Consider the following 25797-nt stretch of genomic DNA (forward strand, 5'->3'; position numbering starts at 1 on the left):
GCGTAATTAGCTTTCGCGCGGATGCATCTGGTGAGAAAGTGTGCGTGAGAGGCCCGACGTTGCGTGACTGAAGAGAGAACCATACCGGCTCCCGATCCGATCCGCGAAGCGGCCTTTTCGCCGGCCTGCGGGCGGAGGCACCCCTGTGCCGGCGCGGGTGCGCGCCGGGGCATTTCGCTGACCGCGCTGGCGCTGGCGGCACTCGTGTATGCGCCGGGGCCGGAGGCGGGCCGCGCATGGGCGCAGGATACCCCGGCCTCCGCATCGGCGGACGACAAGCCGCGCCGCTCGTTCTTCGGCCGCCTCTACGACCGGATCCTCGGGCGCGAGGCGCAGGAGGAGGCCGAGCCCATACCGGTGCCCGACGGCGTCACCTACACGGTGACATTCGACATTCCCGAAGACAGCGCCGCGACGAAGCTGACGGAGGTGTCCGATCTCGAACGTCTCAGGCGGCAACTGCCGTCGGGCGCGATCGGGCTCATCGCCCGCGCCAACGCGGACAAGGGCCGGCTGATCTCGGCGCTGGAGGCGCTGGGCTATTACAACGGGCGCGTCGATATCACGCTCGCCGGCGCGCCGCTCGACAGTCCGGATGCCGCGAGACGGATCGAGGCCGCGCGCCATCCGGGACCGGTGCCGGTACGCATCGCCGTGACGCCCGGCAAGCGCTATTCCTTCGGCCGCTTCGCGCTGATCGATGCCACGACGCGCCGGCCGCTGCCGTCGCCGGACTGGGAGAAGCTCGGCATCCGGGCCGGCGAGCCGGCGGTGAGCAGCGCCGTCCTCAGCACGGAAGCGGCGCTCGTCAGCTATTTCCGCGATCAGGGATATGCACTTGCGCGGGTGCCGGGGCGGCAGGCGACGGTGGATCACTCGCGCCTCGTCATGGACGTCGTGTTTCACGTCGACACCGGGCCGAAGGCCCGCTTCGGGCCGGTGACGGTTTCGGGAACCGAAAGGCTCGATCCGGATTTCGTGAGTGCGCGGGTGCCGTTCAAGGAAGGCGATGTGTTCTCGCCGGAGCCGATCGCCAGACTGAGGCGGGAACTCGGCGCGTATGACGTGTTCGACTCCGTGCGCGTCGTCGAGGCCGAGCATCTGACGGCGGGGAACGAGTTGCCGATCGAGGTGAAGGTGAGCGAACGGCTGCCGCGCTTCGTGGGCTTCGGCGCCAAGTATTCCACCACGGAGGGGCCGGCCGCCAACGTCTACTGGGGCCACAGGAACCTGTTCGGCGGCGCGGAGCGGCTACGGCTGGAGGCGCAGGTTTCGGGCACCGATGTCAACACGATCAACGGTCGCAGCCGCGCAACCACGCTGGACAAACTCGGCTACAAGGTCGGCGCCAGTTTCCTGAAGCCCGGCATCTTCACGGTGAAGGACGATCTCGTCGCCGACGTCGCGGCGCTGAAGGAGATCACGGAAACCTACACGCGCCAGGGCGTCATCGGCTCGGTCGGCGTGAAGCGCACTTTCTCCGACGAACTCACGGGGCAGATCGGCATCGACGTGGAGCGCGCCAAGTATACGGCGCCCACCAACACCAGCTACACCAACAGCGGCTGGTATACGCTGGTCGGCTTGCCGGTGCAGCTTGCCTACGACAACACCGGCGACAAGCTCAATCCCACGCGGGGCGTGCGGCTTTCCGGCAAGGTCACGCCCTATCCGTCGTTCCTCGGCTCGACTGTGGACATGACGAAAATCGACGTCAGCGCCTCCGGCTACCTGCCGCTGGACGCGGACAGGCGCTACGTGCTTGCGGGCAGGGCGCGCGTCGGCTCCATCGTCGGGTCGGGACTGGAGAGCGTTCCGCCGCCGCATCGCTTCTTCGCCGGCGGCGGCGGCTCGGTCCGCGGCTACGACTACCAGAGTCTTGGGCCGGCCGACGCCGCTGGCGTCGTGGTGGGCGGGCGCAGCCTGTTCGAGGGCTCGGCGGAGCTGCGCGCCAAGGTCACCGACACCATCGGCGTCGTGGCGTTCGCGGACGCGGGCATGGCGTTCCGCTCGTCGACGCCGGAGTTCAACGAGACGCTGCGGTATTCGGCGGGTCTGGGCCTGCGTTACTACACCAGCATCGGCCCTATCCGCCTCGATGTCGCGCGCGGTCTGAACCGCGAGAAGGGCGATCCGCCCTATGGACTTTACATCAGCCTGGGACAAGCGTTTTGAACGATGACAACGGATATCGGCGCGGCCACATAAGACGTACGCGGGGGAAGCTGGGACTCGCGGGCTTGCTGCTGCGACTGACAGGCGGCGTCGCTGTGGCGGCGGTGGGCGGGTTCTTCTTCATGACCCGCACCGACACCGGGCGCGCCGCGCTGGTCGATATCATCGAGAGCGTGGCGAACGGACCGGACCTGTCGCTGTCCATCGGCCGGCTGGAAGGCGCGGTGCCATTCGACATGACGGTGCGTGACGTCAAGGTCGGCGACGGGACGGGCGTGTGGCTCGACGTCGACCGCGCGCGGCTGGCGTGGAGCCCGCTCGCGCTGCTCTCGGGCGTGCTCGATATTTCGGTCGTCGAGGCGGACAAGGTGGCAGTGGCGCGCGCGCCGGCGTCTTCGGGCGCGGCGGCGGCAGAGACGCCGCCGGCGGGTGGCGGGCTGCCGCAATTGCCGTTCGGCATTCGCCTCAACGAGCTGAAGGTGGGCGAGGTGGCGCTCGGCCCGGCGCTGTTCGGGCAGGCGGCGAGCCTTGCCGTGAAGGGCTCGGCCGAACTCGTCGATCTGAAGCAGGGGCTCAACGTCGATCTCGCCGTCGACCGCATCGACGGGCAGGAGGGGCGCATCACCGGCCGCTTCGGCTACGCGCCGGAGGGCGAAGTGCTGACGCTTGACGTGCTGGCGCAGGAGCCGGCCGGCGGCATCGTGTCGCAAGTCGCGGGCGTGCCGGACCTGCCGCCGCTCAGCTTCGCGGCAAAGGGGGCGGGGCCGCTCGATGACTGGCAGGGGCAATTGCGGCTCGATCTTGCCGGCAAGGCGGGTGCCAACGGCGAGATCGCCGTGAAGCGGCAGGATGCCGGGCGCGTGCTGACGGCGGCCATCGACGCCGACATCGCCGCGCTGCTGCCGCAGACCGTGGCGCCGCTCGCCAGCGGCCGCAGCGCGCTCGCCGTGACCGCGCGCTTCGACGACGACGGCAAGATCGCCGTAACGCAGGCGAAACTGACATCGGCAGCGGCCGCGCTCACCGCGCAGGGCAGCTTCGATCCGGCGACGGAGGCGGTTTCCGGCAGTGCGCGCGTGACGGCGGGGCCGCCGCTCGTGTTCGCGCATCTCGCGCCCGTCTCGTGGTCCGGCGCGACACTCGATGTGAACGTGGGCGGCACGCTTTCCGCACTTGACGCAACGGCGGAGATCGCCGCGGGCGACCTCGCGGCGACGGGCTATCGCGCCAGACAGGTGAAAATCGCCGCGCATGTTCTGGGCAAGGGGCCGGTCGCCGACGAGGCAACGCGCTTCGACCTGACGGTGGACGGCGATATCGCCGGCATCGCCACGCCCGACGCCGCGCTCACCCAGGCACTTGGCGGCGCGGCGAAGCTCGCCGTGCGCGGCAGCGCGGATCGGACGCTGGTGGCGAAGATCGACAGCGCTCATCTCGCGCTCGCGCCGCTTTCGCTGCGTTTCGCCGGTATCGTCGATCCGGACGAGATCATCGGCAAGGTGGCGCTGGAGAAGGCCGACCTCGCGGCGCTCAGGGCGTTCGCCGGGCCGGAACTGGCGGGCCGCGCGCGGCTCGATGCCGATGTCGATGTGGCTTTCGATCTTTCGCGCCTGTCCGTCACGCTCGACGGCGCGGCGGAGGGGCTGCGCACCGGCGTGGCGCAGGCGGACGGCCTGACGGGCGGCAAGCTCACGCTCGCGGGCGGCGTCGAACGCGGCGAGGACGGCAGCTTCGGCTTCAAGGCGCTGAAGGTCGACGGCGCGCACGTCAATCTGTCGGCGAACGGCTCGGCCACGCAAAGCAAGGCCGACGTGGTAGCGAAACTGTCGCTGCCCGATCTCGCCAAGGTTGATTCACAGTTGCAAGGGCGCGGCGATATCACCGTGGCGCTCACCGGCAATCTGGACAAGCTCGACGGCAAGGCGACCGTGTCGGTGCCGCAGGCCCGCGCCATGGGGCGGCCTATCGAGGCGCTGAAACTCGACGTGGATGCAAAGGATCTGCTTGGTGCCGTCAGCGGGACGCTCGCGCTCGGCGGCTCTGTCGACGGCAAGGCGGCACGCGGCACCGGGCGCTTCGCCCGCGCCCGCGACGGGGCGGCCCGCGTCGACGACCTCGATATCGCGCTGGGCTCCGTTTCGGTCAAGGGCGCGGTGGCGCTCAACGCGGCGCAACTCGCGACCGGGCGCGTCAATGTCGTTGCCGGCAATCTCGGCGATCTCGGGCCGCTGCTGCTTACGGAACTGGGCGGCCGGGTGAACCTGCAGGCGGATCTTGCGGCGGTGAACGGCGGCCAGAACGCGCGGGTCTCCGGCGGCATCGACCAGTTCGCGGGTTTCGGCGCCTCGCTGCGCAGCGCGCGCATCGATGCCTCCGGCCGCGATCTCCTGCGCCGGCCTGTGTTCGACGCGCGGATTGATGTGACGGAGGCCATCGCAAGCGGCGTTGCCGTGCCGCGCGCCACAATCACCGCGACGGGAACCGGACAGGCGAGCGATGTGCGCATCGATGGCGTCGTGCAGGGTTCGGACGTCAATGCAGCCGCACGAGTGGCTCTGGGCGAGGCGACGAGCATCACCATCAGCCAGGCGCGGGTATCGCGCGGGCGCCAGCGTCTTGACGTCGCGCCCAATGCGCGTATCGACCTCTCCGGCGGCACGGTGCGCATTGCCGGCCTCGAAGTGCGCTCGGGCAGCGGGCGGCTGCGCGTGGCAGGCGACGCCGGCGAGCGACTCAATATCAACACCACGATCCAGAACTTCCCGCTCGCCGTCGCGGAACTGTTCGCGCCCGACCTCGGCCTTGCGGGAACGGTGTCCGGCGATGCGAACGTGACCGGCGCCGCCGCGCGGCCGGACGGGCGCTACCGCCTCAACGTGGCAGGGCTGACGCTGCCGGCGATGTCGAACGCCGGCGTGAGGCCGCTTGCCATCGCCGCGAGCGGCACGTTGGGGCAGGGGCGCGTGACCACGGATTCGACCATCCGGGCGCAGAACGACGTCACGCTGCGTGTGCAGGGCTCGGCGCCGCTCGGCGACGGCAACCTCGACCTCGCCGTGACCGGGCCGATCGACCTCGGCATCGCCAACACCATCCTTTCGGCGAGCGGCCAGACGCTGACGGGCCGGGCGAACATCGACCTGCGTCTGCGCGGCACCACGGCGGCGCCGGCGGTTGGCGGCACGGTGCGCGTCGCCGGCGGGCAGTTCTCGGACCCGGTGCAGGGGCTGTTCTTCGACAACATCCAGGCGGTGGTGACGGGCAGCGAGCGCGAACTTGTGATCACCAGCCTCTCCGCCCGCACCCGCAACGGCGGCACAGTGAACGGCGCCGGGCGCGTGGCCGTCGATCCGGCCGCGGGCTTCCCGGGTAACATCACGATCAAGGCGAACAAGGCGCAGCTCGTGTCGAGCGAGATGGTCAACATGGTCTCGAACCTCGACCTCGCCATCACCGGGCCGCTAGCCCACTCGCCGAAGCTGGCGGGCGCGATCAACGTCGACAACCTGCAGATCACGATTCCCAACCGCTTTCCGCTGTCGCTCGCGCCCATCGAGGTGCAGCACGTGCATCCGCCGCCGCGTGTACGGGCGCGCATCGAACGGCAGGAGGCCGCGGCCGCGCAGGCGGCAGCGTCGAAACCCTTCGTGCTGGGACTCGACGTGGCGATCAATGCGCCCTCCCGGGTCTTCGTGCGCGGGCAGGGCATCAACGCGGAACTCGGCGGAACGCTCCGGGTGCGCGGCGACAGCGGCGCGCCGATGATCGACGGCGGCTTCCAGATGCGGCGCGGCACGCTCGCCGTGGTCGGCCGCACGCTGACCTTCTCGCGCGGGGAGGTGTCGTTCGTGGGGGGCAGCCTCGATCCGACGCTCGATTTCCTCGCGGAGGCGCCCGCCTCCGACGTCACGGCGCAGATCGGAGTCTCGGGTTATGCGTCCAATCCGAAGATCTCGATCTCGTCGCAGCCGGAACTGCCGCGCGACGAGGTGTTCGCACGGCTGCTGTTCGGACGGCCGGTTACGCGGCTCTCGACCTCGCAGACCATCCGGCTGGCGCAGGCCATCGCGCAGCTCACCGGCGTGGGCGGCGGCGATGCGCTGGGAAGCCTCGGACGGTCGCTGGGCGTTGATTCGGTGGACGTCGGCGCGGACGACTCAGGCAATGTCGACGTGGGCATCGGCAAGCGGATCAACGACAATATATATCTCGGCATCAAGCAGGGGGCGACGCCGGCGTCGAGCCGCGTGACGGTGGACGTGAACATCACCGACCACATCAAGCTGCAGGGCGAGGCCGGTGCGGAAGGAGCGGGTTCGGTCGGCATCGGCATGGAGTGGGACTACTGACAGCCGTCTCCGGCACGCAGGCACGTCGCGGCACGGTGAGGACCGTCCCGCGACGCTTTCTTCCCCGCGTCTCTCTTCCGCGGCCCGCACGTCAGGCGGCGCGGTTGGTGCGCAGTTCCCAGAGCGTGGCGATGCGGGACGGCAGCAGCGTCGTGCCGCTTTCGGTGCGGATCCACGCAATCTCCCGGTTGGCGTTGTGATGCGTCATCGCGAAGGCGACGGCGTCTTCCAACGTGGGGAAATCGATCGCGTGCTCGGGCCGGGCGTGGCGGCCGGGTGACCAGTACTGCAGGCGGGCGGGTTTTAGCAGATCATCGTGCATGACATATCTCCTGACATATCCCTGCGTTAAAACCATAACGCTTGAAATGGCAGAACGTTCCGTGTCGTAGGACACTTCGTCACCTTAGCCTAAAGTCGTAGGGCAAGCAAAAACAAGGGTGAAGGTCGCCGGGGGTACTTGCGTCGTGGCGGAGCGTGCGATAAGCCTTCGTCGCACATGCGAACCGGTCTAAGGCGGGGAATTTTTCAGGTTTTCCTGTAGTTTCCGCCGGAATGTTTCTGGATACGGCTCGCGCGCTCAGGCTCATGTTTCGTGAGCCACCGCCTCGTCCGGTTTTCCGGAAGGGGGATGCCGTTGGAGGATCGAATGCAGGATTTGCTGTCGGACTATCTGCCGCTGGTCATTTTCCTGGGGGTTTCGCTGGTGATCGGCCTTGCGCTGCTCGTGTCCCCGTTCCTCCTCGCCTACAAGAATCCCGATCCGGAAAAACTGTCGGCCTACGAATGCGGCTTCAACGCCTTCGATGACGCGCGCATGAAGTTCGATGTCCGCTTCTATCTGGTGGCCATCCTGTTCATCATCTTCGATCTGGAAGTGGCGTTCCTGTTCCCGTGGGCGATCACGTTCGGGGAACTTGGCTGGCTCGGCTTCTGGTCGATGATGGCGTTCCTCGGCGTGCTCACCGTCGGCTTCGTCTATGAATGGAAGAAGGGAGCCCTCGAATGGGATTGATCGGACAACCCGGCGGTCCGGCGGCAGGGGCGAGCGCGCCCGGCACGCTGGTGGCTCCCGCGCCGCGTGGCATCATCGACCCGAACACGGGCAAGCCCGTCGGTGCGAACGACCCGTTCTTCACCGGCATCAACGATGAACTGGCCGACAAGGGCTTCATCGTCACCGCGACGGACGAGCTGATCAACTGGGCGCGCACCGGCTCGCTGATGTGGATGACCTTCGGCCTTGCCTGCTGCGCCGTGGAGATGATGCAGGTGTCGATGCCGCGTTACGACGTGGAGCGCTTCGGCTTCGCGCCGCGCGGCAGCCCGCGCCAGTCGGACGTGATGATCGTCGCCGGCACGCTGACCAACAAAATGGCGCCCGCCTTGCGCAAGGTCTATGACCAGATGCCCGAACCGCGCTACGTGATCTCGATGGGGTCGTGTGCGAACGGTGGCGGCTACTACCATTATTCTTATTCCGTGGTGCGCGGCTGCGACCGCGTGGTGCCGGTCGACATCTACGTGCCGGGTTGTCCGCCGACAGCAGAGGCGCTGCTCTACGGCGTGCTGCTTCTGCAGAAGAAGATCCGTCGCGTCGGCACGATCGAGCGCTAGGGGAGGGCTGTCGCGATGAGCGCAGATACCGAGGACAAGGTGCAGGAGGCGGGGCCACTGCTCTCCCCGCTGGAGCAGCATGCGGCTGCTATTGCCGCTGCGCTTCCCGACGCGGTGACGGGCACGCTCGTCGCCTACGGCGAGCTGACGGTGCTGGCGAAGCGCGAAGCCATTGTCGCGGTGCTGACTTTCCTGCGCGACGATCCGGCGAACCTCTACATCAATTTTACCGATATCTGCGGCGTGGACTATCCCGACCGCGACGAGCGCTTCGATATCGTCTATCACCTGCTGTCGCCGCGCCATAACCGGCGAATCAGGGTGAAGGTGCAGACGGACGAGTTCTCGCCGGTTCCCAGCGCCGTGGGCGTGTTTCCCGCCGCCGACTGGTACGAGCGCGAGACCTACGATCTCTACGGCGTGCTGTTCGCGGATCATCCGGACCTGCGCCGCCTGCTGACGGACTATGGTTTCGAGGGGCACCCCCTGCGCAAGGATTTTCCGCTCACCGGTTACGTCGAGGTGCGCTACGACGACGAGAAGAAGCGCGTCGTCTACGAGCCCGTGAAGCTGGTGCAGGAGTTCCGGACCTTCGACTTCCTGTCGCCGTGGGAAGGGCCGGACTATGTGCTGCCGGGCGACGAAAAGGCGGGAGGCAAGCCGTCATGAGTCACGCTGTCCTGAATGCCCGGTGCCTGTGCGGCGCGGTTGAGTTCACGGCCGTGCCGGAGAACGACGAGGCGGGCGTCTGTCATTGTTCGATGTGCCAGCGCTGGTCGGGCGGCATCTGGTTCGCACGCCGCTGCGGCGAACTCACGATGGTGAAGGGCGACGCCCTCGGCATCTACGATTCGTCGGAGTGGGGCGAGCGCGGCTTCTGCCGCGAATGCGGCTCGTCCCTGTTCTGGCGGCAGAAAGACGGCGCCCATAACGCGGTCGCGGTGGCGGCTTTCGGCGAACATGACGGCGTGCGGCTGACGAGCGAGATATTCTACGACGTGAAGCCGGATTATTACGCCCTCGCGAACGAGACGGAGAAGATGACGGAAGCGGAAACGATCGCTTTCTTCACGGGCGGTCAGGACGGAAATCATGGCTGAGGCGGACGTTCGCACCTTCAACATCAACTTCGGCCCGCAGCACCCGGCGGCGCACGGCGTGCTGCGGCTCGTGCTGGAGCTTGACGGCGAGGTCGTGGAGAGGGTCGATCCGCATATCGGCCTGCTGCATCGCGGCACCGAGAAGCTGATCGAGTACAAGACCTACCTGCAGGCGACGCCTTATTTCGACCGGCTCGATTACGTTGCGCCGATGAATCAGGAGCACGCCTTCGTGCTCGCGGTTGAGAAACTCCTCGGCATCGAGGTGCCGCGCCGCGGCCAGCTCATCCGGGTACTGTATTCCGAGATCGGCCGCATTCTGGCGCATCTGCTGAACTTCACCACGCAGGCGATGGACGTCGGCGCCCTCACCCCGCCGCTGTGGGGGTTCGAGGAGCGCGAGAAGCTGATGATCTTCTACGAGCGGGCCTGTGGCGCGCGTCTCCACGCCAACTATTTCCGCCCCGGCGGCGTGCATCAGGATCTCCCGCTCGATCTCATCGACGATATCGAGGCATTCTGCGATCCGTTCCTGAAGGTCTGCGACGATCTCGAAGACCTCGTGCTCCCCAACCGCATTTTCAAGCAGCGCAACGTCGATATCGGCGTCGTATCGCTGGAGGACTGCTGGGCGTGGGGCTTCTCGGGCGTGATGGTGCGCGGCTCGGGCGCGGCTTGGGACCTGCGCCGGGCGCAGCCCTATGAATGCTACGAGGAGATGGAGTTCGACATCCCCGTCGGCAAGAACGGCGACTGCTATGACCGGCAGGTGATCCGCATGGAGGAGATGCGCCAGTCCGTGCGCATCATGCGCCAGTGCATCGCCAAGCTGCGCGAGCCGGCCGGGCAGGGGCCCGTGTCCAGCGCGGACCACAAGGTGGTGGCGCCCAAGCGCGGCGAGATGAAGCGCTCGATGGAAGCGCTCATCCATCATTTCAAGCTGTTCACGGAAGGCTTCCACGTGCCCGCCGGCGATGTCTACGCGGCGGTTGAAGCGCCGAAGGGCGAGTTCGGCGTCTATCTGGTGGCGGACGGCACCAACAAGCCTTACCGCTGCAAGATCCGCGCGCCGGGCTTCGCGCATCTGCAAGCCATGGATTTCCTGTGCAAGGGCCACATGCTGGCCGATGTCTCGGCAATCCTCGGTTCGATCGATATCGTGTTCGGTGAGGTGGATCGCTGAGTTTCTCACGCGATCAAGGAAGTGGGTGACGGTATGTCCGTTCGCAGGCTAGCGCCAAAGGAAATTCAGCCGGAAGGCTTTGCCTTCACGCCGGAGAATACGGCTTGGGCTGAGCGGATCATCGCCAAGTACCCGGAGGGGCGTCAGGCCTCGGCCGTGATCTCGCTGCTGTGGAAGGCGCAGGAGCAGGGTGGTGGCTGGGTTTCCGAGCCGGCGATCCGCACCATCGCCGACCTGCTGAAGATGCCGTACATCCGGGTGCTGGAGGTCGCTACCTTCTACACCATGTTCAACCTGCAGCCGGTCGGGCGCTATTTCATCCAGTTCTGCGGCACGACGCCGTGCCGGCTGCGCGGCGCGCAGGACATTCAGGACGTGCTGGAACAGCGTGTCGGCCATCAGGGGCACGTCACCGAGGACGGGCTGTTCTCGTGGCTGGAGGTGGAATGCCTCGGCGCCTGCTGCAACGCGCCGATGGTGCAGATCAACAACGACTACTACGAGGATCTGACGCCGGAGAGCTTCAACAAGCTGCTCGACGATCTCGCTGCGGGCCGTCCGGTGAAGCCCGGGCCGCAGAACGGGCGCGTGGCCTCCGAGCCGCTGAATGCGATTAATACGCTGCTTGAGCCGTCGCTCTACGACGGCTCGGTGGTGGGTAGCTGGCGCAAGCGCTTCGAGGAAGAGGAGGCGCGCGCGCGCGCCGAGGCCGCGGCCAAGGCGGCGGAGGAAAAGGCGGCCGCCGAGAAGGCAGCTCTTGCCGAGCGCGAGGCGGCGGTGCCGGAGCCGGCCAAGCCCGCGACGACGCGCGCCGGCGAGCAGGTGGCGGATACGCCGGCTCACCGTGTGGCCGAGGGCAAGGAACCGATCAAGCCCGAGAGCCAGCAGGCTGCAGCTCCCGATACGGCGCCGAAAGCCGCGGACCGTGCGGCCGATGACAAGACGAAAGGGTGAGCGCGATGTTGGCTGACAGGGATCGCATCTTCACCAACCTTTACGGCCGCCATAGCCCGGGCCTGACGGAAGCGCTGAAGCGCGGCAACTGGGACGGCACGAAGTTCCTGCTGGAAAAGGGCCGTGACTGGATCATCAACGAGATGAAGGCGTCGGGCCTGCGCGGGCGCGGCGGCGCCGGCTTCTCGACCGGCCTCAAATGGTCGTTCATGCCGAAGAAGTCGGACGGCAGGCCACATTATCTCGTCGTGAACGCCGACGAGTCTGAGCCCGGCACCTGCAAGGACCGCGAGATCCTGCGCCACGATCCGCATCTGCTGATCGAGGGCTGCATGATTGCGTCCTTCGCCATGGGTGCCCACGCTGCCTATGTCTATCTGCGCGGCGAATATATCGCGGAGCGCATCGCGCTGCAGAAGGCCGTCGACGAGGCTTACGAGGCCAAGCTCGTGGGCAAGGATAACATCCACGGCTATCCCTTTGATATTTATGTTCATCACGGTGCGGGTGCCTATATCTGCGGCGAGGAGACTGCGCTGCTCGAAAGCCTTGAGGGCAAGAAGGGCATGCCACGCCTCAAGCCGCCGTTCCCGGCCAACATGGGGCTCTATGGCTGCCCGACGACGGTCAACAACGTCGAGTCGATCGCAGTTGCTGGCACCATCCTGCGCCGGGGCGCGGCGTGGTTCTCGGGCATCGGGCGGCCGAACAACGCGGGCACGAAGCTCTTCTGCGTGTCGGGGCACGTGAACACGCCCTGCAACGTGGAAGAGGCGATGGGCCTCACGTTCCGCGAGCTGATCGACCGCCATTGCGGCGGCATCCGGGGCGGCTGGGATAACCTGCTCGCCGTCATCCCCGGCGGCGTCTCGGTGCCGCTCGTGCCGGCCGAGCAGATCATCGACGCGCCGATGGACTTCGATACGCTGCGTGCCATGAAGACCGGTCTCGGCACGGCGGCGGTGGTCGTGATGGACAAGTCGACCGACGTCGTGCGGGCGATCGCTCGCATCTCGGCGTTCTACAAGCACGAGAGCTGCGGCCAGTGCACCCCTTGCCGTGAGGGCACGGGCTGGATGTGGCGCGTGATTTCGCGCATGGCCGAGGGCAGGGCGCAGAAGCGCGAGATCGACCTGCTGCTCGACGTGACGACGCGCGTCGAAGGCCACACGATCTGCGCGCTGGGCGATGCAGCGGCGTGGCCCATCCAGGGATTGATCCGGCATTTCCGCCACGAGATCGAGAAGCGCATCGACGATTATGCGGCCAATCCGCATGGCGAGCCGGTGCTGGTGGCGGCGGAATAAGGGAAAGGTCGATGGCAAAGCTCATCGTAGACGGCAAGGAGATCGACGTCCCGGCGGAGTACACGCTGCTGCAGGCGTGCGAGGCGGCGGGCGCGGAAGTGCCGCGCTTCTGCTTCCACGAGCGGCTCTCGATCGCCGGCAACTGCCGCATGTGCCTCGTCGAGGTGAAGGGCGGCCCGCCCAAGCCCACGGCCTCCTGCGCCATGAACGTGCGCGACCTGCGCCCTGGCCCCAACGGCGAGCCGCCGGTGGTCCTCACCGGATCGCCGATGGTGAAGAAGGCCCGCGAGGGCGTGATGGAGTTCCTGCTCATCAATCATCCGCTCGATTGTCCGATCTGCGATCAGGGCGGCGAGTGCGATCTGCAGGACCAGGCGATGGCTTACGGCGTCGATTCGAGCCGTTTCGCCGAGAACAAGCGCGCGGTCGAGAACAAGTATATCGGCCCGCTGGTTCGCACCTCCATGAACCGCTGCATCCACTGCACGCGCTGCGTTCGCTTCGTCACGGAAGTGGCGGGTGTGCCAGACCTCGGCGCTATCGGGCGCGGTGAGGACATGGAGATCACGACCTATCTCGAAAGCGCGATGCGGTCGGAGCTGCAGGGCAACGTCATCGACCTGTGCCCCGTCGGCGCGCTGACCTCGAAGCCCTACATGTTCAAGGCGCGCCCCTGGGAACTGCTCAAGACCGAATCCATCGACGTGATGGACGCGCTGGGCTCATCCATCCGGGTCGATGCGCGCGGGCGCGAGGTGATGCGCGTGATGCCGCGTGTGAACGAGGCCATCAATGAGGAATGGATTTCCGATAAGACCCGCTTCATCTGGGACGGGCTGAAGACGCAGCGCCTCGACCAGCCCTACGTGCGCGACAATGGCCGGCTGCGCCCGGCCACCTGGCAGGAAGCCTTCGCGCGCGTGGCCGAGAAGGTAAAAGCGGCGGCGGCTGACCGGATTGGCGCCATCGTCGGCGATCTCGCGGCAGCCGAGGAGAGCTTCGCGCTGAAATCGCTGCTACAGCGGCTCGGCTCGCCCAACATCGACGGGCGGCAGGACGGCACCGTGCTCGACCCTATTCTCGGGCGCGCAAGCTACATCTTCAACGCCACCATCGCGGGCGTGCACGAGGCGGATGCAGTGCTGCTCGTCGGCACCAACCCGCGCCGCGAGGCGGCTGTGCTGAATGCGCGCCTCCGCGAGCGCTGGCGGGGCGGCAACCTGTCGGTCGGCGTGATAGGCGAGCCGGTCGACCTGACCTATACGCACACCTATCTCGGCGCCGGGCCCGAGACGCTGGCGGCCGTTGCCGACGGCACGCATTCCTTCGCGGAAGTGTTGAAGAACGCCGAAAAGCCGCTCGTCGTCGTCGGGCAGGGCGCGCTGACGCGCCCGGACGGCCTCGGCGTTCTGTCGCTCGCGGCGCGTGCAGCGCTGGCAGCTGGCGCCGTCAAGGACGGCTGGAACGGGTTCTCGGTGCTGCATACGGCGGCGGCGAGGGTCGGTTCACTCGATCTCGGCCTCGTGCCGGGCGAGGGCGGGCTCGATGCGGCCCATCAGGCAGCGGGCGGCGTCGATGTGCTGTTCCTGCTCGGCGCGGATGAGATCAAGGTCGCGGACGGTCCGTTCGTGGTTTACATCGGCACGCATGGCGATCAGGGCGCGCACCGCGCCGACGTCATCCTGCCCGGCGCGACCTATACGGAAAAGTCCGGCATCTACGTCAATACGGAAGGGCGGGCGCAGATTGCCAACCGGGCGGTGTTCCCGCCGGGGCAGGCGCGAGAGGACTGGGCGATCATCCGGGCGCTTTCGGATGTGCTGGGCCACAGGCTGCCGTTCGACAACATCGCGCAGTTGCGCCAGTCGCTGTTCGTGTCGCATCCGCATCTGGCGCGGATCGACGCGGTGGAGCCGGCCGATCCGGTTGCCATCGAGCGGCTCGCGGCGCTGGGCGGCGCGGTGGAGCGGGCGGGCTTCGAATCGCCCGTGACGGACTTTTACCTGACAAACCCGATTGCCCGCGCGTCGGCGATCATGGCGGAATGCTCGGCGCTTGCACTGGGCGTCACCCGTCAGGCAGCAGAATAGGAGCGGATCGATGGAAACACTGCTCACGGTGCTGCTCATCCTCGGCAAGAGCCTGCTGCTGCTCGTCGCGCTGCTGGTGTTCATCGCCTATATCCTGCTCGCAGACCGCAAGATCTGGGCGGCCGTGCAGTTGCGGCGCGGGCCGAACGTCGTCGGCCCCTATGGTCTGTTCCAGTCCTTCGCGGACCTGCTGAAGTTCGTGTTCAAGGAACCGACGATCCCGGACAGCTCGAACAAGTTCCTGTTCCTGCTGGCGCCGCTGATCACCTGCGTGCTGGCGATGGCGTCCTGGGCGGTGATCCCGGTCGCGGACGGGTGGGCGATCGCCGATATCAATGTCGGCGTTCTTTACATCCTGGCGATTTCGTCACTTGGCGTCTACGGCATCATCATCGGCGGCTGGGCCTCGAACTCGAAATATCCGTTCCTCAGCGCGCTGCGTTCGGCGGCGCAGATGGTCAGCTACGAGGTGTCGATTGGCTTCGTCATCGTCACCGTGCTGCTCTGCGCGGGATCACTCAACCTGAACGAGATCGTGCGCGCGCAGCAGGATCACGGGCTCGCGACGTCGCTCGGCCTGCCATGGCTGACGTTCCTGAACTGGTACTGGCTGCCGCTTTTCCCGATGCTGGTCATCTTCTTCATCTCGGCGCTCGCCGAGACGAACCGGCCGCCCTTCGATCTGGCGGAAGCGGAATCGGAACTTGTGGCCGGCTTCATGGTCGAGTACGGCTCGACGCCCTACCTGCTGTTCATGCTCGGCGAATATGTGTCGATCATGGTGATGTGCGCGATGACGTCGATCCTGTTCCTGGGGGGCTGGACGTCGCCGATCGGCATTCCCCCGTTCACCTGGGTGCCGGGCGTGGTGTGGTTCACGATCAAGATGTCGCTGGTGTTCTTCATGTTCGCCATGACCAAAGCTTTCGTGCCGCGCTATCGCTATGACCAGTTGATGCGGCTTGGCTGGAAAGTGTTCCTGCCGATCTCGCTCGTCATGGTGATCGCGGTTGCGTTCGTGCTGAAGTTGACTGGCTGGGCGCAAGCCGGGTGAGCCTGCCGGCGGTTGTGCCGCAGGCGGCGGTAATTGGCGGGCTTCTCGGCCTGTCAATGGGGTTGATCGGATACGGGCTTGCGTCCCGTGTCATCGAGGCGTGGCTCGACGCGGCGGAATGCGACGAGGACGAACCGGTGGCCATGACGCGAGACGAACTCGAACGGTGGGCCATCGGCTTCCGGCGGATGGTGCTGGCCGGTACCGTGATCTTGTTTCCGTTGGCGGGCTTTCTGATGGGCCTTGCCATCGGTGGTTGAGGTTCGCGCACGGGTGCGCGGTATTAAAAGAGCGAGGCGGGCGATGAGGCTCGATCAGGCTGCGAGGGCGCTGTTGTTGAAGGAGTTCGTGTCGGCATTTCTGCTGTCGATGCGCTATTTCTTCAAGCCGAAGGCGACGTTGAACTACCCCTACGAGAAGGGGCAGATCAGTCCGCGGTTTCGCGGCGAGCATGCGCTGCGCCGCTATCCGAACGGGGAGGAGCGCTGCATCGCGTGCAAGCTGTGCGAGGCGATCTGCCCGGCGCAGGCCATCACCATCGAGGCGGGGCCGCGCCGCAACGACGGCACGCGCCGCACCACCCGTTACGATATCGACATGGTGAAGTGCATCTACTGCGGCTTCTGTCAGGAAGCCTGCCCTGTCGATGCCATCGTCGAGGGGCCGAACTTCGAGTTCGCGACGGAGACCCGCGAGGAACTCTATTACGACAAGGAGCGGCTTCTGGCCAACGGCGCGCGCTGGGAGCGGGAAATAGCCCGCAACATCGCGGCGGACGCGCCCTATCGCTGAATTTGAACCCGGTTCGCCGGGTTTATCGTTTGATATCAATCGGCTGTGTCATCATGCGGAAGTTTGCTGACAGGGCCACAAAGGCGGGATCCGGGCATGGCTGCAGCGGCCTTCTTTTATCTGTTTGCGGGTATCTGCATCGCGTCGGCGTTCATGGTGATCGCCGGGCGTAACCCGGTGACGTCGGTGCTGTTCCTGATCCTCGCGTTCTTCAACGCGGCGGGCCTCTTCGTCCTGATCGGCGCCGAGTTTCTGGCGATGATGCTCGTTGTCGTCTATGTCGGCGCGGTGGCGGTGTTGTTCCTGTTCGTCGTGATGATGATCGACGTGGACTTCGCCGAGTTGAAGGCGGGCTTCCTGCAATACCTGCCTGTCGGTGCGCTGGTGGCGATCGTGTTCCTCATCGAACTCGTCATGGTCGTGGGCACGCTGTTCGCCGATCCGGCGAGCCTGCAGGTGGCGGCGGGCGCCGTCGCCGATGCGCCGGCCGCGGGGGTGACGAACACGCAGGCCATCGGGCAGGTGCTCTATACGCAGTATCTGTTCGCCTTTCAGGCGGCGGGCTTCGTGCTGCTGGTGGCAATGGTGGGCGCGATCGTGCTGACGCTGCGCCACAAGCCGAACGTGAAGCGCCAGGATATCGCCGAGCAGGTGGCACGCTCGCACAAGACCGTCATCGAGTTGAAGAAAGTGCCGTCGAGGCAGGGTGTCTGAGGAGGGCGAGGGAAAATGGAAATCGGGCTCGTTCATTACCTCACGGTGGCGGCGGTGTTGTTCACGCTCGGTGTGTTCGGCATCTTCATCAACCGCAAGAACGTGATCGTCATCCTGATGTCGATCGAGCTGATCTTGCTGGCGGTGAACATCAACCTCGTCGCATTCTCGATATTCACCAACACCATCGCGGGGCAGATCTTCGCGCTTCTCGTGCTGACCGTGGCGGCGGCGGAGACGGCGATCGGGCTTGCCATTCTGGTGGTCTACTTCCGCAACCGCGGCACCATCGCGGTTGAGGATATCAACTTGATGAAGGGCTGAGGGCAGGCCGAATGTACCAGGCAATCGTCTTTCTGCCGCTTGTCGGCTTCCTTGTCGCGGGCCTGTTCGGCCGGTTTCTCGGCGCGCGCGCCAGCGAGATCGTCACCACGTCCCTGCTGTTCGTATCCGCGCTCTTGTCGTGGGTAGCGTTCATCTCCGTGGGGTTCGGCACGGAAACGTTCACCGTGCCGGTGGCGCGCTGGATCACGTCGGGTTCGCTCGTCGTCGACTGGGCGTTCCGCATCGATACGCTGACCGTGGTGATGCTGGTCGTCGTCAATACCGTGTCGGCGCTGGTGCACCTCTACTCCATCGGCTATATGCACGAGGATCCGTCGCGGCCGCGCTTCTTCGCCTATCTGTCGTTGTTCACCTTTGCCATGCTGATGCTGGTGACGGCGGACAATCTGGTGCAGATGTTCTTCGGTTGGGAAGGCGTGGGCCTCGCGAGCTACCTGCTGATCGGCTTCTGGTACGAAAAGCCGTCGGCCTGCGCGGCAGCGATGAAGGCCTTCATCGTCAACCGCGTCGGTGACTTCGGCTTCATGCTCGGTCTGCTGCTGACCTTCGTGCTGTTCGATTCGGTCGCCTTCAGCGACATCTTCTCGCGCACGGGTGAACTGAAGGACGCGACGTTCCACTTCATCGGCTTCGAATGGCATGCGCTCACGCTGGTGTCGCTGCTGCTCTTCGTGGGTGCGATGGGCAAGTCGGCGCAGTTCCTGCTGCACACCTGGCTGCCGGACGCCATGGAGGGCCCGACACCGGTCTCCGCTCTCATCCACGCCGCCACCATGGTGACGGCGGGCGTGTTCATGGTCGCGCGCATGTCGCCGGTGTTTGAATACGCGCCGGACGCCTCGTCGGTAGTGATCGTTGTGGGCGCGGTGACGGCCTTCTTCGCGGCAACCGTCGGTCTCGTCCAGAACGACATCAAGCGCGTGATCGCCTATTCGACCTGCTCGCAGCTCGGTTACATGTTCGTGGCGCTCGGGGTCGGCGCCTACGGTGCGGGCGTGTTCCACCTGTTCACGCACGCCTTCTTCAAGGCGCTGCTGTTCCTCGGCGCCGGCTCGGTGATCCACGCGATGCACCATGAGCAGGACATGCGCAAGATGGGCGGCCTGCGGAAGTACATTCCCTTCACGGCCGCGGCCATGACCGTCGGCACGCTGGCGCTGACGGGCTTTCCCTTCACGGCGGGCTTCTACTCCAAGGACGCGATCATCGAATCGGCCTACGCCTCGCACGCACCGGGCGCGACCTTCGCCTTTATCGCGACGGTGCTCGCGGCGCTGATGACGTCGTTCTACTCCTGGCGGCTCTACTTCCTCACCTTCGAGGGCAAGCCGCGTTGGGGGAGCGATGCCGAAGAGGGGCATGCTCATGCCAGTCATGCTCATGCCGATCACGCGCATGATGACCACGCGCATGACGAACATCACGGCCACGATCATACACCGCACGAAAGTCCCTGGGTGATGCGCGGGCCGCTGGTGGTGCTGTCGCTGGGCGCGCTGTTCGCGGGCCTCGTGTTCTCGGGCGCGTTCATCGGCGAGGGGTATGACGCCTTCTGGAAGGGCGCGATCTTCACGGGTGAACACAACCACATCCTGCACGAGATGCATGAGGTGCCGCTGTGGGTGAAGCTTGCGCCGTTCGTGATGATGGTCGCCGGCTTCCTGATCGCGTTGTGGTTCTATGTGCTGGATCCGGCGAAGCCGCAGCAGCTCGCGTCCGCCAATCCGCTGCTTTACCGCTTCCTGCTCAACAAGTGGTACATCGACGAGCTGTACGACTTCCTGTTCGTGCGCGCGGCCAAACGGCTCGGCAACTTCCTGTGGAAGCGGGGCGACGGCTGGCTGATCGACGGCTTCGGGCCTGACGGCGTCTCGGCGCGGGTGCTCGATGTGACGGGGCGTGTCGTCAAGCTGCAATCGGGCTACGTCTACCACTACGCATTCGCGATGCTTGTCGGCGTCGCGGCCTTTGTCACCTGGTACATTTTCGGGGGCGCGATCTGATGTTTGGCCTTGGCATCCTTTCGGGCCTGCTGCTGCTGCCACTGGTCGGCGCGGCGGTCATCCTGACACTGCGCGGCGACGACGCGGCCGTGCAATCGAACGCGCGCTCCATCGCGCTGGCGACGACGATCATCACCTTCGTCGTCTCGCTCGTCGCGTGGGGTCGGTTCGATGCAGCCGATCCAGCCTTCCAGCTTGTCGAGACGCATCCGTGGCTCGCCGAAAGCGTGACCTTCAAGCTCGGCGTGGACGGGTTCTCGTTTCCGCTGGTGCTGCTGACCACCTTCCTGATGCCGTTTTGCATCGCGGCGTCGTGGAACTCGATCACCTCGCGCGTGCGTGCCTACTACGTGGCGTTCCTCGTGCTGGAAACGACGCTGCTCGGCGTGTTTGTGGCGCTCGATCTGGTGCTGTTCTACGTGTTCTTCGAGGCCGGCCTCATCCCGATGTTCCTTATCATCGGCATCTGGGGCGGCAAGCGGCGCATCTACGCCAGCTTCAAGTTCTTCCTCTACACGCTGCTCGGCTCGCTGCTGATGTTCCTCGCCATCCTTGCCATGTATTGGCAGGCGGGGACGACCGATATTCCGACACTGCTGGCGTTCAAATTCGACCCGAACCTGCAGATCTGGCTGTGGCTTGCGTTCTTCGCCTCGTTCGCGGTCAAGATGCCGATGTGGCCGGTGCATACCTGGCTGCCAGATGCGCACGTCGAGGCGCCGACGGCGGGCTCGGTCATCCTGGCCGGTATCATGCTGAAGATGGGCGGTTACGGTTTCATCCGCTTCTCGATCCCCATGTTCCCGGATGCCTCGGTCTACTTTCAGCCGCTAGTCTTCGCGCTGTCGGTGGTGGCGATTATCTACACCTCGCTGGTGGCGCTGGCGCAGCAGGACATCAAGAAGCTTATCGCGTATTCGTCCATCGCGCACATGGGCTTCGTCACCATGGGGCTGTTCACGCTCACCCAGCAGGGCATTCAGGGCGCGATGTTCCAGATGATCTCGCACGGCCTTGTGTCGGGGGCGCTGTTCTTTGCCGTGGGCATCATTTACGACCGCATGCACACGCGCGAGATCGCGGCCTATGGCGGGTTGGTGCACCGCATGCCCCACTACGCGGTGGCATTCATGATCTTCACGATGGCGAACATCGGCCTGCCGGGCACGTCCGGCTTCATCGGGGAGTTCATGACGCTCGCCGGCGCCTTCCGCGCCAATCCCTGGGTTGCGTTCTTCGCCGCGACGGGCCTCATCCTGTCCGCGCCCTATGCGCTTTGGCTCTACCGGCGCGTGATCTTCGGGCCGCTGGAGAAGGAAAGCCTCAAGTCGATCCTTGATCTCGATCGGCGTGAGATTGCGTCCGTCGTGCCGCTGATCCTGCTCATCATCTGGTACGGCGTGCGGCCCGATGACATTCTGAACGTGTTCGCTCCGGCGACGGAGCATCTGTTAAAATCTACCGAAGCGGCGCTTGCGCTCGTCAAGACCGCAGCCGTTACCGTGCAATGAGGCCAGAGCGATGACATCCGTGACTCTCCCGGCGATTGGCGTGGTGCTGCCGGAACTGCTGCTCGCCGTAGGCTCGTTGGCGCTGTTGCTGATCGGCGCGGTCAGGGGCGACCGTGCGAGCGGCCTCGTCAACGCGCTCGCGCTCGTCCTGCTGGTGCTGGCGGGGATTGCTGTGGCCTTCCAGGGGCCGGAGAAGATCGTGGCGTTCAACGGCTCGTTCGTTCTCGACGGTTTCGCCCGGTTCTGGAAGCTGCTGGCGCTGATCGGCTCGGCGGCGGCTATCGCGATGTCGCGCGAGTTCTTCGTGCGGGAACGGCTCGACAAGTTCGAGTTCCCGGTGCTGGTGCTGCTGTCGACACTTGGCATGCTGCTGATGATTTCGGCCGACAGCCTGCTGATTCTCTATGTCGGACTGGAGCTGCAGAGCCTTGCGATCTACGTCATCGCCGCCTTCGACCGCGACAACGCGCGCTCCACCGAAGCCGGGCTGAAGTATTTCGTGCTGGGCGCCCTGTCGTCGGGAATGCTGCTCTACGGCTCTTCGCTGGTGTACGGGCTGACGGGCAGCATCGTCTTCTCCGATATCGCCGCGGCGCTGGCCGGTGGGCATGGCGTGCTGTTCATCTTCGGGCTGGTGTTCATCATCGCGGGTCTGGCGTTCAAGATTTCGGCGGTTCCGTTCCATATGTGGACGCCGGACGTGTACGAGGGCGCGCCGACGCCCGTCACGGCCTTCCTGGCGGCGGCTCCCAAGATGGCGGCGATGGCGCTCATCGTGCGCGTGCTGATGGGGGTGTTCCCGGCGATCGTCGATCAGTGGCAGCAGATCATCGTGTTCGTGGCACTGGCATCGATGGCGCTGGGCTCGTTCGCGGCGATCGGCCAGCGCAGCATCAAGCGGCTGATGGCCTATTCCTCCATCGGCCACATGGGTTACGCGCTGGTCGGACTGGCGGCGGGTACTCCCCAGGGCGTCGAGGCGGTGCTGATCTACACGGCGATCTATCTCGCCACGACACTCGGCGCCTTTGCCGGTATTCTGGCGCTGCGCAACGGCAACGTCTATGTGGACCGGATCGACGATCTCGCCGGCCTGTCCCGCTCGCAGCCGGCGCTCGCGTTTTTCTTCGCGATGATCTTCTTCTCCTTCGCCGGTATTCCGCCGTGGGCCGGGTTCTTCGGCAAGCTCTATGTGTTCGGTGCGGCGATCGAGGCGGGGCTCTACACGCTGGCGATCATCGGCGTGCTGACGAGCGTGGTGGGAGCGTTCTATTATCTGCGCGTCGTCAAGATCATCTACTTCGACGAGCCGAAGGCGCCCTATGAGCCGATGACGCCGGTGCTGAAGCTGGTGCTGGGCGCATCGAGCGTGGTCGTGCTGCTGTTCTGGGTGTTGCCCGCGCCGCTGGTGGGCGCCGCGGCTGTGGCTGCGAAATCGTTGTTCTGATGCTCCCGGACAATCGATTCTCTCTATCGTCTGAGGTTGAGGCCGCCGGTGTGAGACTGGCGGCTTTTGACGTGTTGAACGGCTCGACCAGCACGGAGGCCATGGAGAGTGGCCGCGCCGGCGATCCGGGTCCGCTGTGGGTTGTGACCGATCATCAGCTGGGCGGTCGCGGGCGGCGGAACCGGGCCTGGAGTTCGCCGAAGGGCAACCTGGCCGCGAGCCTGCTGCTCACCACCAATGCTTCGGTTGCGCTTGCGGCGACGCTCGGTTTCGTGGCAGGCGTTGCACTGGAGCGGGCGATCGTGCGTGTCGCGCCGTTCCTGCGGCATCGCGTCAGCCTGAAATGGCCCAACGACATCCTGGCTGACGGGTCGAAGCTTGCCGGCATCCTGCTGGAGAGCGAGCCGCTCGACGCGGGGCGGCGAATCGTGGTGGTCGGCATCGGCGTCAACGTCGTGGCGGCGCCGGAGGGGTTGCCTTATCCGGCGACGTCGCTGCTGTCGATGGGCGGGGCGATGTCGGCGCAACAGCTGTTTTCCGCGCTTGCGGACGAGTGGCTGCGATGTGTAGGGCTTTGGGACGAGGGGCGCGGCGTGGCGGTCATTCGCGATCTGTGGCTCGAACGTGCGTCGGGACTGGGCGCGCCGGTCAGCGTGCAGACGCCGGAGGGCGTGCTCGGGGGCGTGTTTGAAACGATAGACGACGCGGGTCGTCTGATAATGCAGCGGGCGGATGGACGCAGCCTGGCGATTGCCGCCGGTGAGGTCCACTTCGGCACCGCTGCGACGGTACGGAAGGATTGACAGCGGATGGCGCCTCGCACGGATGGTCTGGTTTTCGTGGCCCTCGGGGGGCTTGGCGAGATCGGCAGGAATCTCGGCCTCTACGGTTTCGGTCCCGAGGACCGGCGCAAGTGGGTCATGGTCGACTGCGGCATCAGCTTCGCGGGGGAGGAAGCGCCAGGCGTCGATCTGGTGTTCCCCGACATCCGCTTCATTGCGGAGGAGCGCCGCGATCTCCTCGGCATCATCATCACCCATGCGCATGAGGACCACATCGGCGCGCTGGCGAAGCTGTGGCCGCAGCTCAATGCGCCCGTCTACTGCACGCCATTCGCGGCGGGCCTTCTGGAAACGCGCCGCCTGTCGGAGCCCGGCGCGCCGAAAATTCCGCTACATACGGTGAAGCAGGGCGGGCGGATATCGCTGCCACCGTTCGACATCGAGTTCATCCCGGTGGCGCATTCGATTCCCGAGGCCAATGCGCTGGCGATTCGCACGCCGCTTGGCACGGTGCTCCACACGGGCGACTGGAAGATCGACCCGACGCCCTTCGTCGGCGTGCCGACGGATGGCGCGCGCCTGGCGCAGATCGGCGACGAGGGCGTGCTGGCGATGGTGTGCGATTCCACCAACGCGCTGCGCGACGGGGCGAGCCCCAGCGAGTCCGACGTCGCCGCTTCGCTGGCCGAATTGATTGCGAAGGCGCCGGCGCGAGTCGCGGTGACGACCTTCGCCTCGAACGTGGCGCGCATCCGCGCCGTGGCCGAGGCGGCGGCAAAGGCGGGGCGCGAGATCGTCGTCGTCGGGCGTGCCATGGACCGCGTGAGTGGCGTGGCCGGCGAGCTCGGCTACCTCGATGGGCTGCCGCCGTTTCGCACGCCTGAAACGTACAGCCAGCTGCCACGCGACAAGGTGGTGGCGCTGCTCACCGGTAGCCAGGGCGAGCCGCGCGCGGCGATGGCGCGGGTCGCGACCGACAGCCATCCCGATATCTCGCTCGCGGCCGGCGACAGGGTGATCTTTTCCTCGCGCGCCATTCCGGGCAACGAGAAATCCATCGACGGGATCGTCAACAATCTGGTGCGCCGCGGTGTCGAGGTGATCACCGATCGCGAGGCGCTCGTACATGTGTCCGGCCATCCGCGCCGGGGCGAACTGGAGCAGATGTACCGCTGGGTGCGGCCGAAGATCGTGCTCCCTGTCCACGGTGAGCCGATGCATCTCGCGGGGCATCGCGATTTCGCCCGCAAGCAGGGTGTCGAGGTGATCCTAAGCGCCGAGGACGGCGAGTTGGTGCGCTTCGCGCCGGGCGCTGCCGGCGTCGTCGACGAGGTGCCGACCGGGCGCGTGTATCAGGACGGCGATCTGCTCGTCAATGCGGCCGAGCGCACCGTTCCGGAGCGGCGCAGGCTGGGCTTCGCCGGTGTGATCTCGATCGCCGTCGCCCTCACCGACAAGGGCGAACTGGCGGGCGACGTGTCCGTCGGTACGTCCGGACTGCCCCCGGTGACGGCCGATGGCGAGATCTTCGACGAGATCATCGGCGAGACCGTCGTCGAACTGCTGGAATCGCTGCCGCGCGCGCGCCGGCGCGATCCCGATACCGTTGTCAACGCCGTGGAGCGGGCGGTGCGTGCCGAGGTCCAGCGCAAGTGGGGCAAGAAGCCGACCTGCCACGTGCATGTCCTGACCGTGTAGGCGGCCATGGACAGCGTCGTGGGCATGCTCGCCCTCTACTTTATCATCTGGTGGATCACGCTGTTCGCCATTCTGCCGCTGGGCGTGCGCAGCCAGTGGGAGGACGAGGTGGTGCCGGGCACGGAGCCCGGCGCGCCGCAGCGCCCCAAGATGTGGCGCAAGGCGCTGATCACGACGGTCGTCGCCGCGGTGATCTTCGCCTTCATCCAGATGCTGATCCGCACTGTCACGTTGTGACGGAGGGTTGCGCGCAAGTGTCGCGCGAGCGGGGGCGGTTTCGGTGAGCGGTGCCAGATGGAAGCTGCTATAAGAAAAAAGCAAGGCCGGAGCCTTGCTTGGAAAGTGAAAGCCAAATTCTCAACCCGCCGCAACGCATATGGCCACCTTGTTTTGTGGCATTGGCCGCGCCCGACTGACTTCCTCCCGAGACTTGGACCGCTGCATCGGCGCCGCCTTCGCGGATATCCGATCGCCAGCCGGCGCCATTCATACGACATTCGTCGTAGATTGTCATCATCTTGCTTTTCCTGAATCTGACATGCGCGCAGCCGCCGCGCTCGCTCCGCGGAATGGGCGCGGGCGGTGGAAACCGGTGTGCAGGATGCGCGACAGATGCTATTCCCCTATGAAGGGTTATCATCCGATTCCATCGCGTCCGTCTTGCCATTCAGGGTTC

General features: G+C 65.9%; 23 protein-coding genes. 21 read left to right on the forward strand and 2 right to left on the reverse strand.

The genetic code is table 11. The annotated features are described in order from the left end of the window. Positions 1-63: 63 nt before the first annotated feature. Positions 64-2175 carry a BamA/TamA family outer membrane protein gene (locus tag ACFFJ7_RS07860; RefSeq protein ID WP_166948618.1) on the forward strand — a complete coding sequence of 704 codons (2112 nt, stop codon included), beginning with the start codon at positions 64-66 and terminating at the stop codon, positions 2173-2175. A gap of 65 nt (positions 2176-2240) precedes the next feature. Next, positions 2241-6524, forward strand: coding sequence for a translocation/assembly module TamB domain-containing protein (locus ACFFJ7_RS07865; RefSeq protein ID WP_377591648.1), 4284 nt, complete (start codon positions 2241-2243; stop codon positions 6522-6524). 91 nt (positions 6525-6615) lie between these two features. On the opposite strand, the gene ACFFJ7_RS07870 is transcribed toward ACFFJ7_RS07865, so the two are convergent. Continuing rightward, positions 6616-6846 carry a hypothetical protein gene (locus ACFFJ7_RS07870; protein WP_166948622.1) on the reverse strand — a complete coding sequence of 77 codons (231 nt, stop codon included), beginning with the start codon at positions 6844-6846 and terminating at the stop codon, positions 6616-6618. Positions 6847-7173: 327 nt separating this feature from the next. Between ACFFJ7_RS07870 and ACFFJ7_RS07875 the strand changes: the two genes are divergently transcribed. From ACFFJ7_RS07875 to ACFFJ7_RS07965, 19 genes are all read left to right on the forward strand, one after another. Then, positions 7174-7539: an NADH-quinone oxidoreductase subunit A gene (locus ACFFJ7_RS07875; protein ID WP_166948624.1), complete on the forward strand. Its 366-nt coding sequence runs from the start codon at positions 7174-7176 to the stop codon at positions 7537-7539. Then, positions 7530-8141 carry a NuoB/complex I 20 kDa subunit family protein gene (locus ACFFJ7_RS07880; protein WP_377591651.1) on the forward strand — a complete coding sequence of 204 codons (612 nt, stop codon included), beginning with the start codon at positions 7530-7532 and terminating at the stop codon, positions 8139-8141. The genes ACFFJ7_RS07875 and ACFFJ7_RS07880 overlap by 10 nt, the downstream gene beginning before the upstream one ends. Before the next feature lie 15 nt (positions 8142-8156). Next, positions 8157-8810, forward strand: a complete 654-nt coding sequence (locus tag ACFFJ7_RS07885; RefSeq protein WP_377591653.1) for an NADH-quinone oxidoreductase subunit C — start codon at positions 8157-8159, stop codon at positions 8808-8810. Continuing rightward, entirely contained in the window at positions 8807-9241 is a 435-nt protein-coding gene (locus ACFFJ7_RS07890; RefSeq protein WP_377591655.1) for a GFA family protein, read from the forward strand. The genes ACFFJ7_RS07885 and ACFFJ7_RS07890 overlap by 4 nt, the downstream gene beginning before the upstream one ends. Next, complete coding sequence (locus ACFFJ7_RS07895) at positions 9234-10424, forward strand: NADH-quinone oxidoreductase subunit D (protein WP_377591657.1); 1191 nt, start codon at positions 9234-9236, stop codon at positions 10422-10424. Before ACFFJ7_RS07890 ends, ACFFJ7_RS07895 begins: the two co-directional genes overlap by 8 nt. A gap of 33 nt (positions 10425-10457) precedes the next feature. Beyond that, positions 10458-11378, forward strand: coding sequence for an NADH-quinone oxidoreductase subunit NuoE (nuoE, locus tag ACFFJ7_RS07900; RefSeq protein WP_377591659.1), 921 nt, complete (start codon positions 10458-10460; stop codon positions 11376-11378). A gap of 5 nt (positions 11379-11383) precedes the next feature. Further along, entirely contained in the window at positions 11384-12685 is a 1302-nt protein-coding gene (gene nuoF, locus ACFFJ7_RS07905; RefSeq protein ID WP_166948644.1) for an NADH-quinone oxidoreductase subunit NuoF, read from the forward strand. Between the two features lie 11 nt (positions 12686-12696). Next, positions 12697-14775, forward strand: coding sequence for an NADH-quinone oxidoreductase subunit NuoG (gene nuoG / locus ACFFJ7_RS07910; RefSeq protein ID WP_166948647.1), 2079 nt, complete (start codon positions 12697-12699; stop codon positions 14773-14775). A 10-nt stretch (positions 14776-14785) separates the two neighbouring features. Continuing rightward, on the forward strand, positions 14786-15829 hold the full coding sequence (nuoH, locus tag ACFFJ7_RS07915) for an NADH-quinone oxidoreductase subunit NuoH (RefSeq protein WP_377591662.1): 1044 nt from the start codon (positions 14786-14788) through the stop codon (positions 15827-15829). Continuing rightward, a complete protein-coding gene (locus ACFFJ7_RS07920) occupies positions 15826-16089 on the forward strand; it encodes a hypothetical protein (protein ID WP_377591664.1) in 264 nt (87 codons plus the stop codon). The genes nuoH and ACFFJ7_RS07920 overlap by 4 nt, the downstream gene beginning before the upstream one ends. Before the next feature lie 43 nt (positions 16090-16132). Beyond that, positions 16133-16621: an NADH-quinone oxidoreductase subunit NuoI gene (nuoI, locus tag ACFFJ7_RS07925; protein WP_166948661.1), complete on the forward strand. Its 489-nt coding sequence runs from the start codon at positions 16133-16135 to the stop codon at positions 16619-16621. A 96-nt stretch (positions 16622-16717) separates the two neighbouring features. Beyond that, positions 16718-17335: an NADH-quinone oxidoreductase subunit J gene (locus ACFFJ7_RS07930; protein WP_166948663.1), complete on the forward strand. Its 618-nt coding sequence runs from the start codon at positions 16718-16720 to the stop codon at positions 17333-17335. Between the two features lie 15 nt (positions 17336-17350). Further along, a complete protein-coding gene (gene nuoK / locus ACFFJ7_RS07935; RefSeq protein ID WP_166948664.1) occupies positions 17351-17659 on the forward strand; it encodes an NADH-quinone oxidoreductase subunit NuoK in 309 nt (102 codons plus the stop codon). An 11-nt stretch (positions 17660-17670) separates the two neighbouring features. Beyond that, on the forward strand, positions 17671-19683 hold the full coding sequence (gene nuoL / locus ACFFJ7_RS07940; protein WP_166948665.1) for an NADH-quinone oxidoreductase subunit L: 2013 nt from the start codon (positions 17671-17673) through the stop codon (positions 19681-19683). Then, the gene (locus ACFFJ7_RS07945; protein ID WP_377591667.1) at positions 19683-21194 is read left to right on the forward strand and encodes an NADH-quinone oxidoreductase subunit M; all 1512 of its coding nucleotides are present in this window, start codon (positions 19683-19685) and stop codon (positions 21192-21194) included. Before nuoL ends, ACFFJ7_RS07945 begins: the two co-directional genes overlap by 1 nt. A 10-nt stretch (positions 21195-21204) precedes the next feature. Next, entirely contained in the window at positions 21205-22641 is a 1437-nt protein-coding gene (gene nuoN / locus ACFFJ7_RS07950) for an NADH-quinone oxidoreductase subunit NuoN (protein ID WP_166948667.1), read from the forward strand. After that, complete coding sequence (locus ACFFJ7_RS07955) at positions 22641-23444, forward strand: biotin--[acetyl-CoA-carboxylase] ligase (protein WP_166948668.1); 804 nt, start codon at positions 22641-22643, stop codon at positions 23442-23444. Before nuoN ends, ACFFJ7_RS07955 begins: the two co-directional genes overlap by 1 nt. A gap of 6 nt (positions 23445-23450) precedes the next feature. Next, positions 23451-25121, forward strand: coding sequence for a ribonuclease J (locus ACFFJ7_RS07960; RefSeq protein WP_377591669.1), 1671 nt, complete (start codon positions 23451-23453; stop codon positions 25119-25121). 6 nt (positions 25122-25127) lie between these two features. After that, a complete protein-coding gene (locus tag ACFFJ7_RS07965; RefSeq protein ID WP_377591671.1) occupies positions 25128-25358 on the forward strand; it encodes a DUF1467 family protein in 231 nt (76 codons plus the stop codon). A gap of 67 nt (positions 25359-25425) precedes the next feature. Here the strand turns inward: ACFFJ7_RS07965 and ACFFJ7_RS07970 are convergent, their stop codons facing one another. Continuing rightward, entirely contained in the window at positions 25426-25638 is a 213-nt protein-coding gene (locus tag ACFFJ7_RS07970; RefSeq protein WP_166948673.1) for a hypothetical protein, read from the reverse strand. Positions 25639-25797 lie beyond the last annotated feature (159 nt).

Origin of the sequence: Pseudochelatococcus lubricantis (assembly GCF_042432495.1) — a bacterium.
Classification (GTDB): Bacteria; Pseudomonadota; Alphaproteobacteria; order Rhizobiales; family Beijerinckiaceae; genus Pseudochelatococcus; species Pseudochelatococcus lubricantis.

Coding starts and splice junctions, on each gene's coding strand:
- ACFFJ7_RS07870 (WP_166948622.1), bottom strand. CDS start 6,846: ATGCACGATGATCTGCTAAAACCCGCCCGCCTGCAGTACTGGTCACCC.
- ACFFJ7_RS07875 (WP_166948624.1), top strand. CDS start 7,174: ATGCAGGATTTGCTGTCGGACTATCTGCCGCTGGTCATTTTCCTGGGG.
- ACFFJ7_RS07880 (WP_377591651.1), top strand. CDS start 7,530: ATGGGATTGATCGGACAACCCGGCGGTCCGGCGGCAGGGGCGAGCGCG.
- ACFFJ7_RS07885 (WP_377591653.1), top strand. CDS start 8,157: ATGAGCGCAGATACCGAGGACAAGGTGCAGGAGGCGGGGCCACTGCTC.
- ACFFJ7_RS07890 (WP_377591655.1), top strand. CDS start 8,807: ATGAGTCACGCTGTCCTGAATGCCCGGTGCCTGTGCGGCGCGGTTGAG.
- ACFFJ7_RS07895 (WP_377591657.1), top strand. CDS start 9,234: ATGGCTGAGGCGGACGTTCGCACCTTCAACATCAACTTCGGCCCGCAG.
- nuoE (WP_377591659.1), top strand. CDS start 10,458: ATGTCCGTTCGCAGGCTAGCGCCAAAGGAAATTCAGCCGGAAGGCTTT.
- nuoF (WP_166948644.1), top strand. CDS start 11,384: ATGTTGGCTGACAGGGATCGCATCTTCACCAACCTTTACGGCCGCCAT.
- nuoG (WP_166948647.1), top strand. CDS start 12,697: ATGGCAAAGCTCATCGTAGACGGCAAGGAGATCGACGTCCCGGCGGAG.
- nuoH (WP_377591662.1), top strand. CDS start 14,786: ATGGAAACACTGCTCACGGTGCTGCTCATCCTCGGCAAGAGCCTGCTG.
- nuoI (WP_166948661.1), top strand. CDS start 16,133: ATGAGGCTCGATCAGGCTGCGAGGGCGCTGTTGTTGAAGGAGTTCGTG.
- ACFFJ7_RS07930 (WP_166948663.1), top strand. CDS start 16,718: ATGGCTGCAGCGGCCTTCTTTTATCTGTTTGCGGGTATCTGCATCGCG.
- nuoK (WP_166948664.1), top strand. CDS start 17,351: ATGGAAATCGGGCTCGTTCATTACCTCACGGTGGCGGCGGTGTTGTTC.
- nuoL (WP_166948665.1), top strand. CDS start 17,671: ATGTACCAGGCAATCGTCTTTCTGCCGCTTGTCGGCTTCCTTGTCGCG.
- ACFFJ7_RS07945 (WP_377591667.1), top strand. CDS start 19,683: ATGTTTGGCCTTGGCATCCTTTCGGGCCTGCTGCTGCTGCCACTGGTC.
- nuoN (WP_166948667.1), top strand. CDS start 21,205: ATGACATCCGTGACTCTCCCGGCGATTGGCGTGGTGCTGCCGGAACTG.
- ACFFJ7_RS07955 (WP_166948668.1), top strand. CDS start 22,641: ATGCTCCCGGACAATCGATTCTCTCTATCGTCTGAGGTTGAGGCCGCC.
- ACFFJ7_RS07960 (WP_377591669.1), top strand. CDS start 23,451: ATGGCGCCTCGCACGGATGGTCTGGTTTTCGTGGCCCTCGGGGGGCTT.
- ACFFJ7_RS07965 (WP_377591671.1), top strand. CDS start 25,128: ATGGACAGCGTCGTGGGCATGCTCGCCCTCTACTTTATCATCTGGTGG.
- ACFFJ7_RS07970 (WP_166948673.1), bottom strand. CDS start 25,638: ATGATGACAATCTACGACGAATGTCGTATGAATGGCGCCGGCTGGCGA.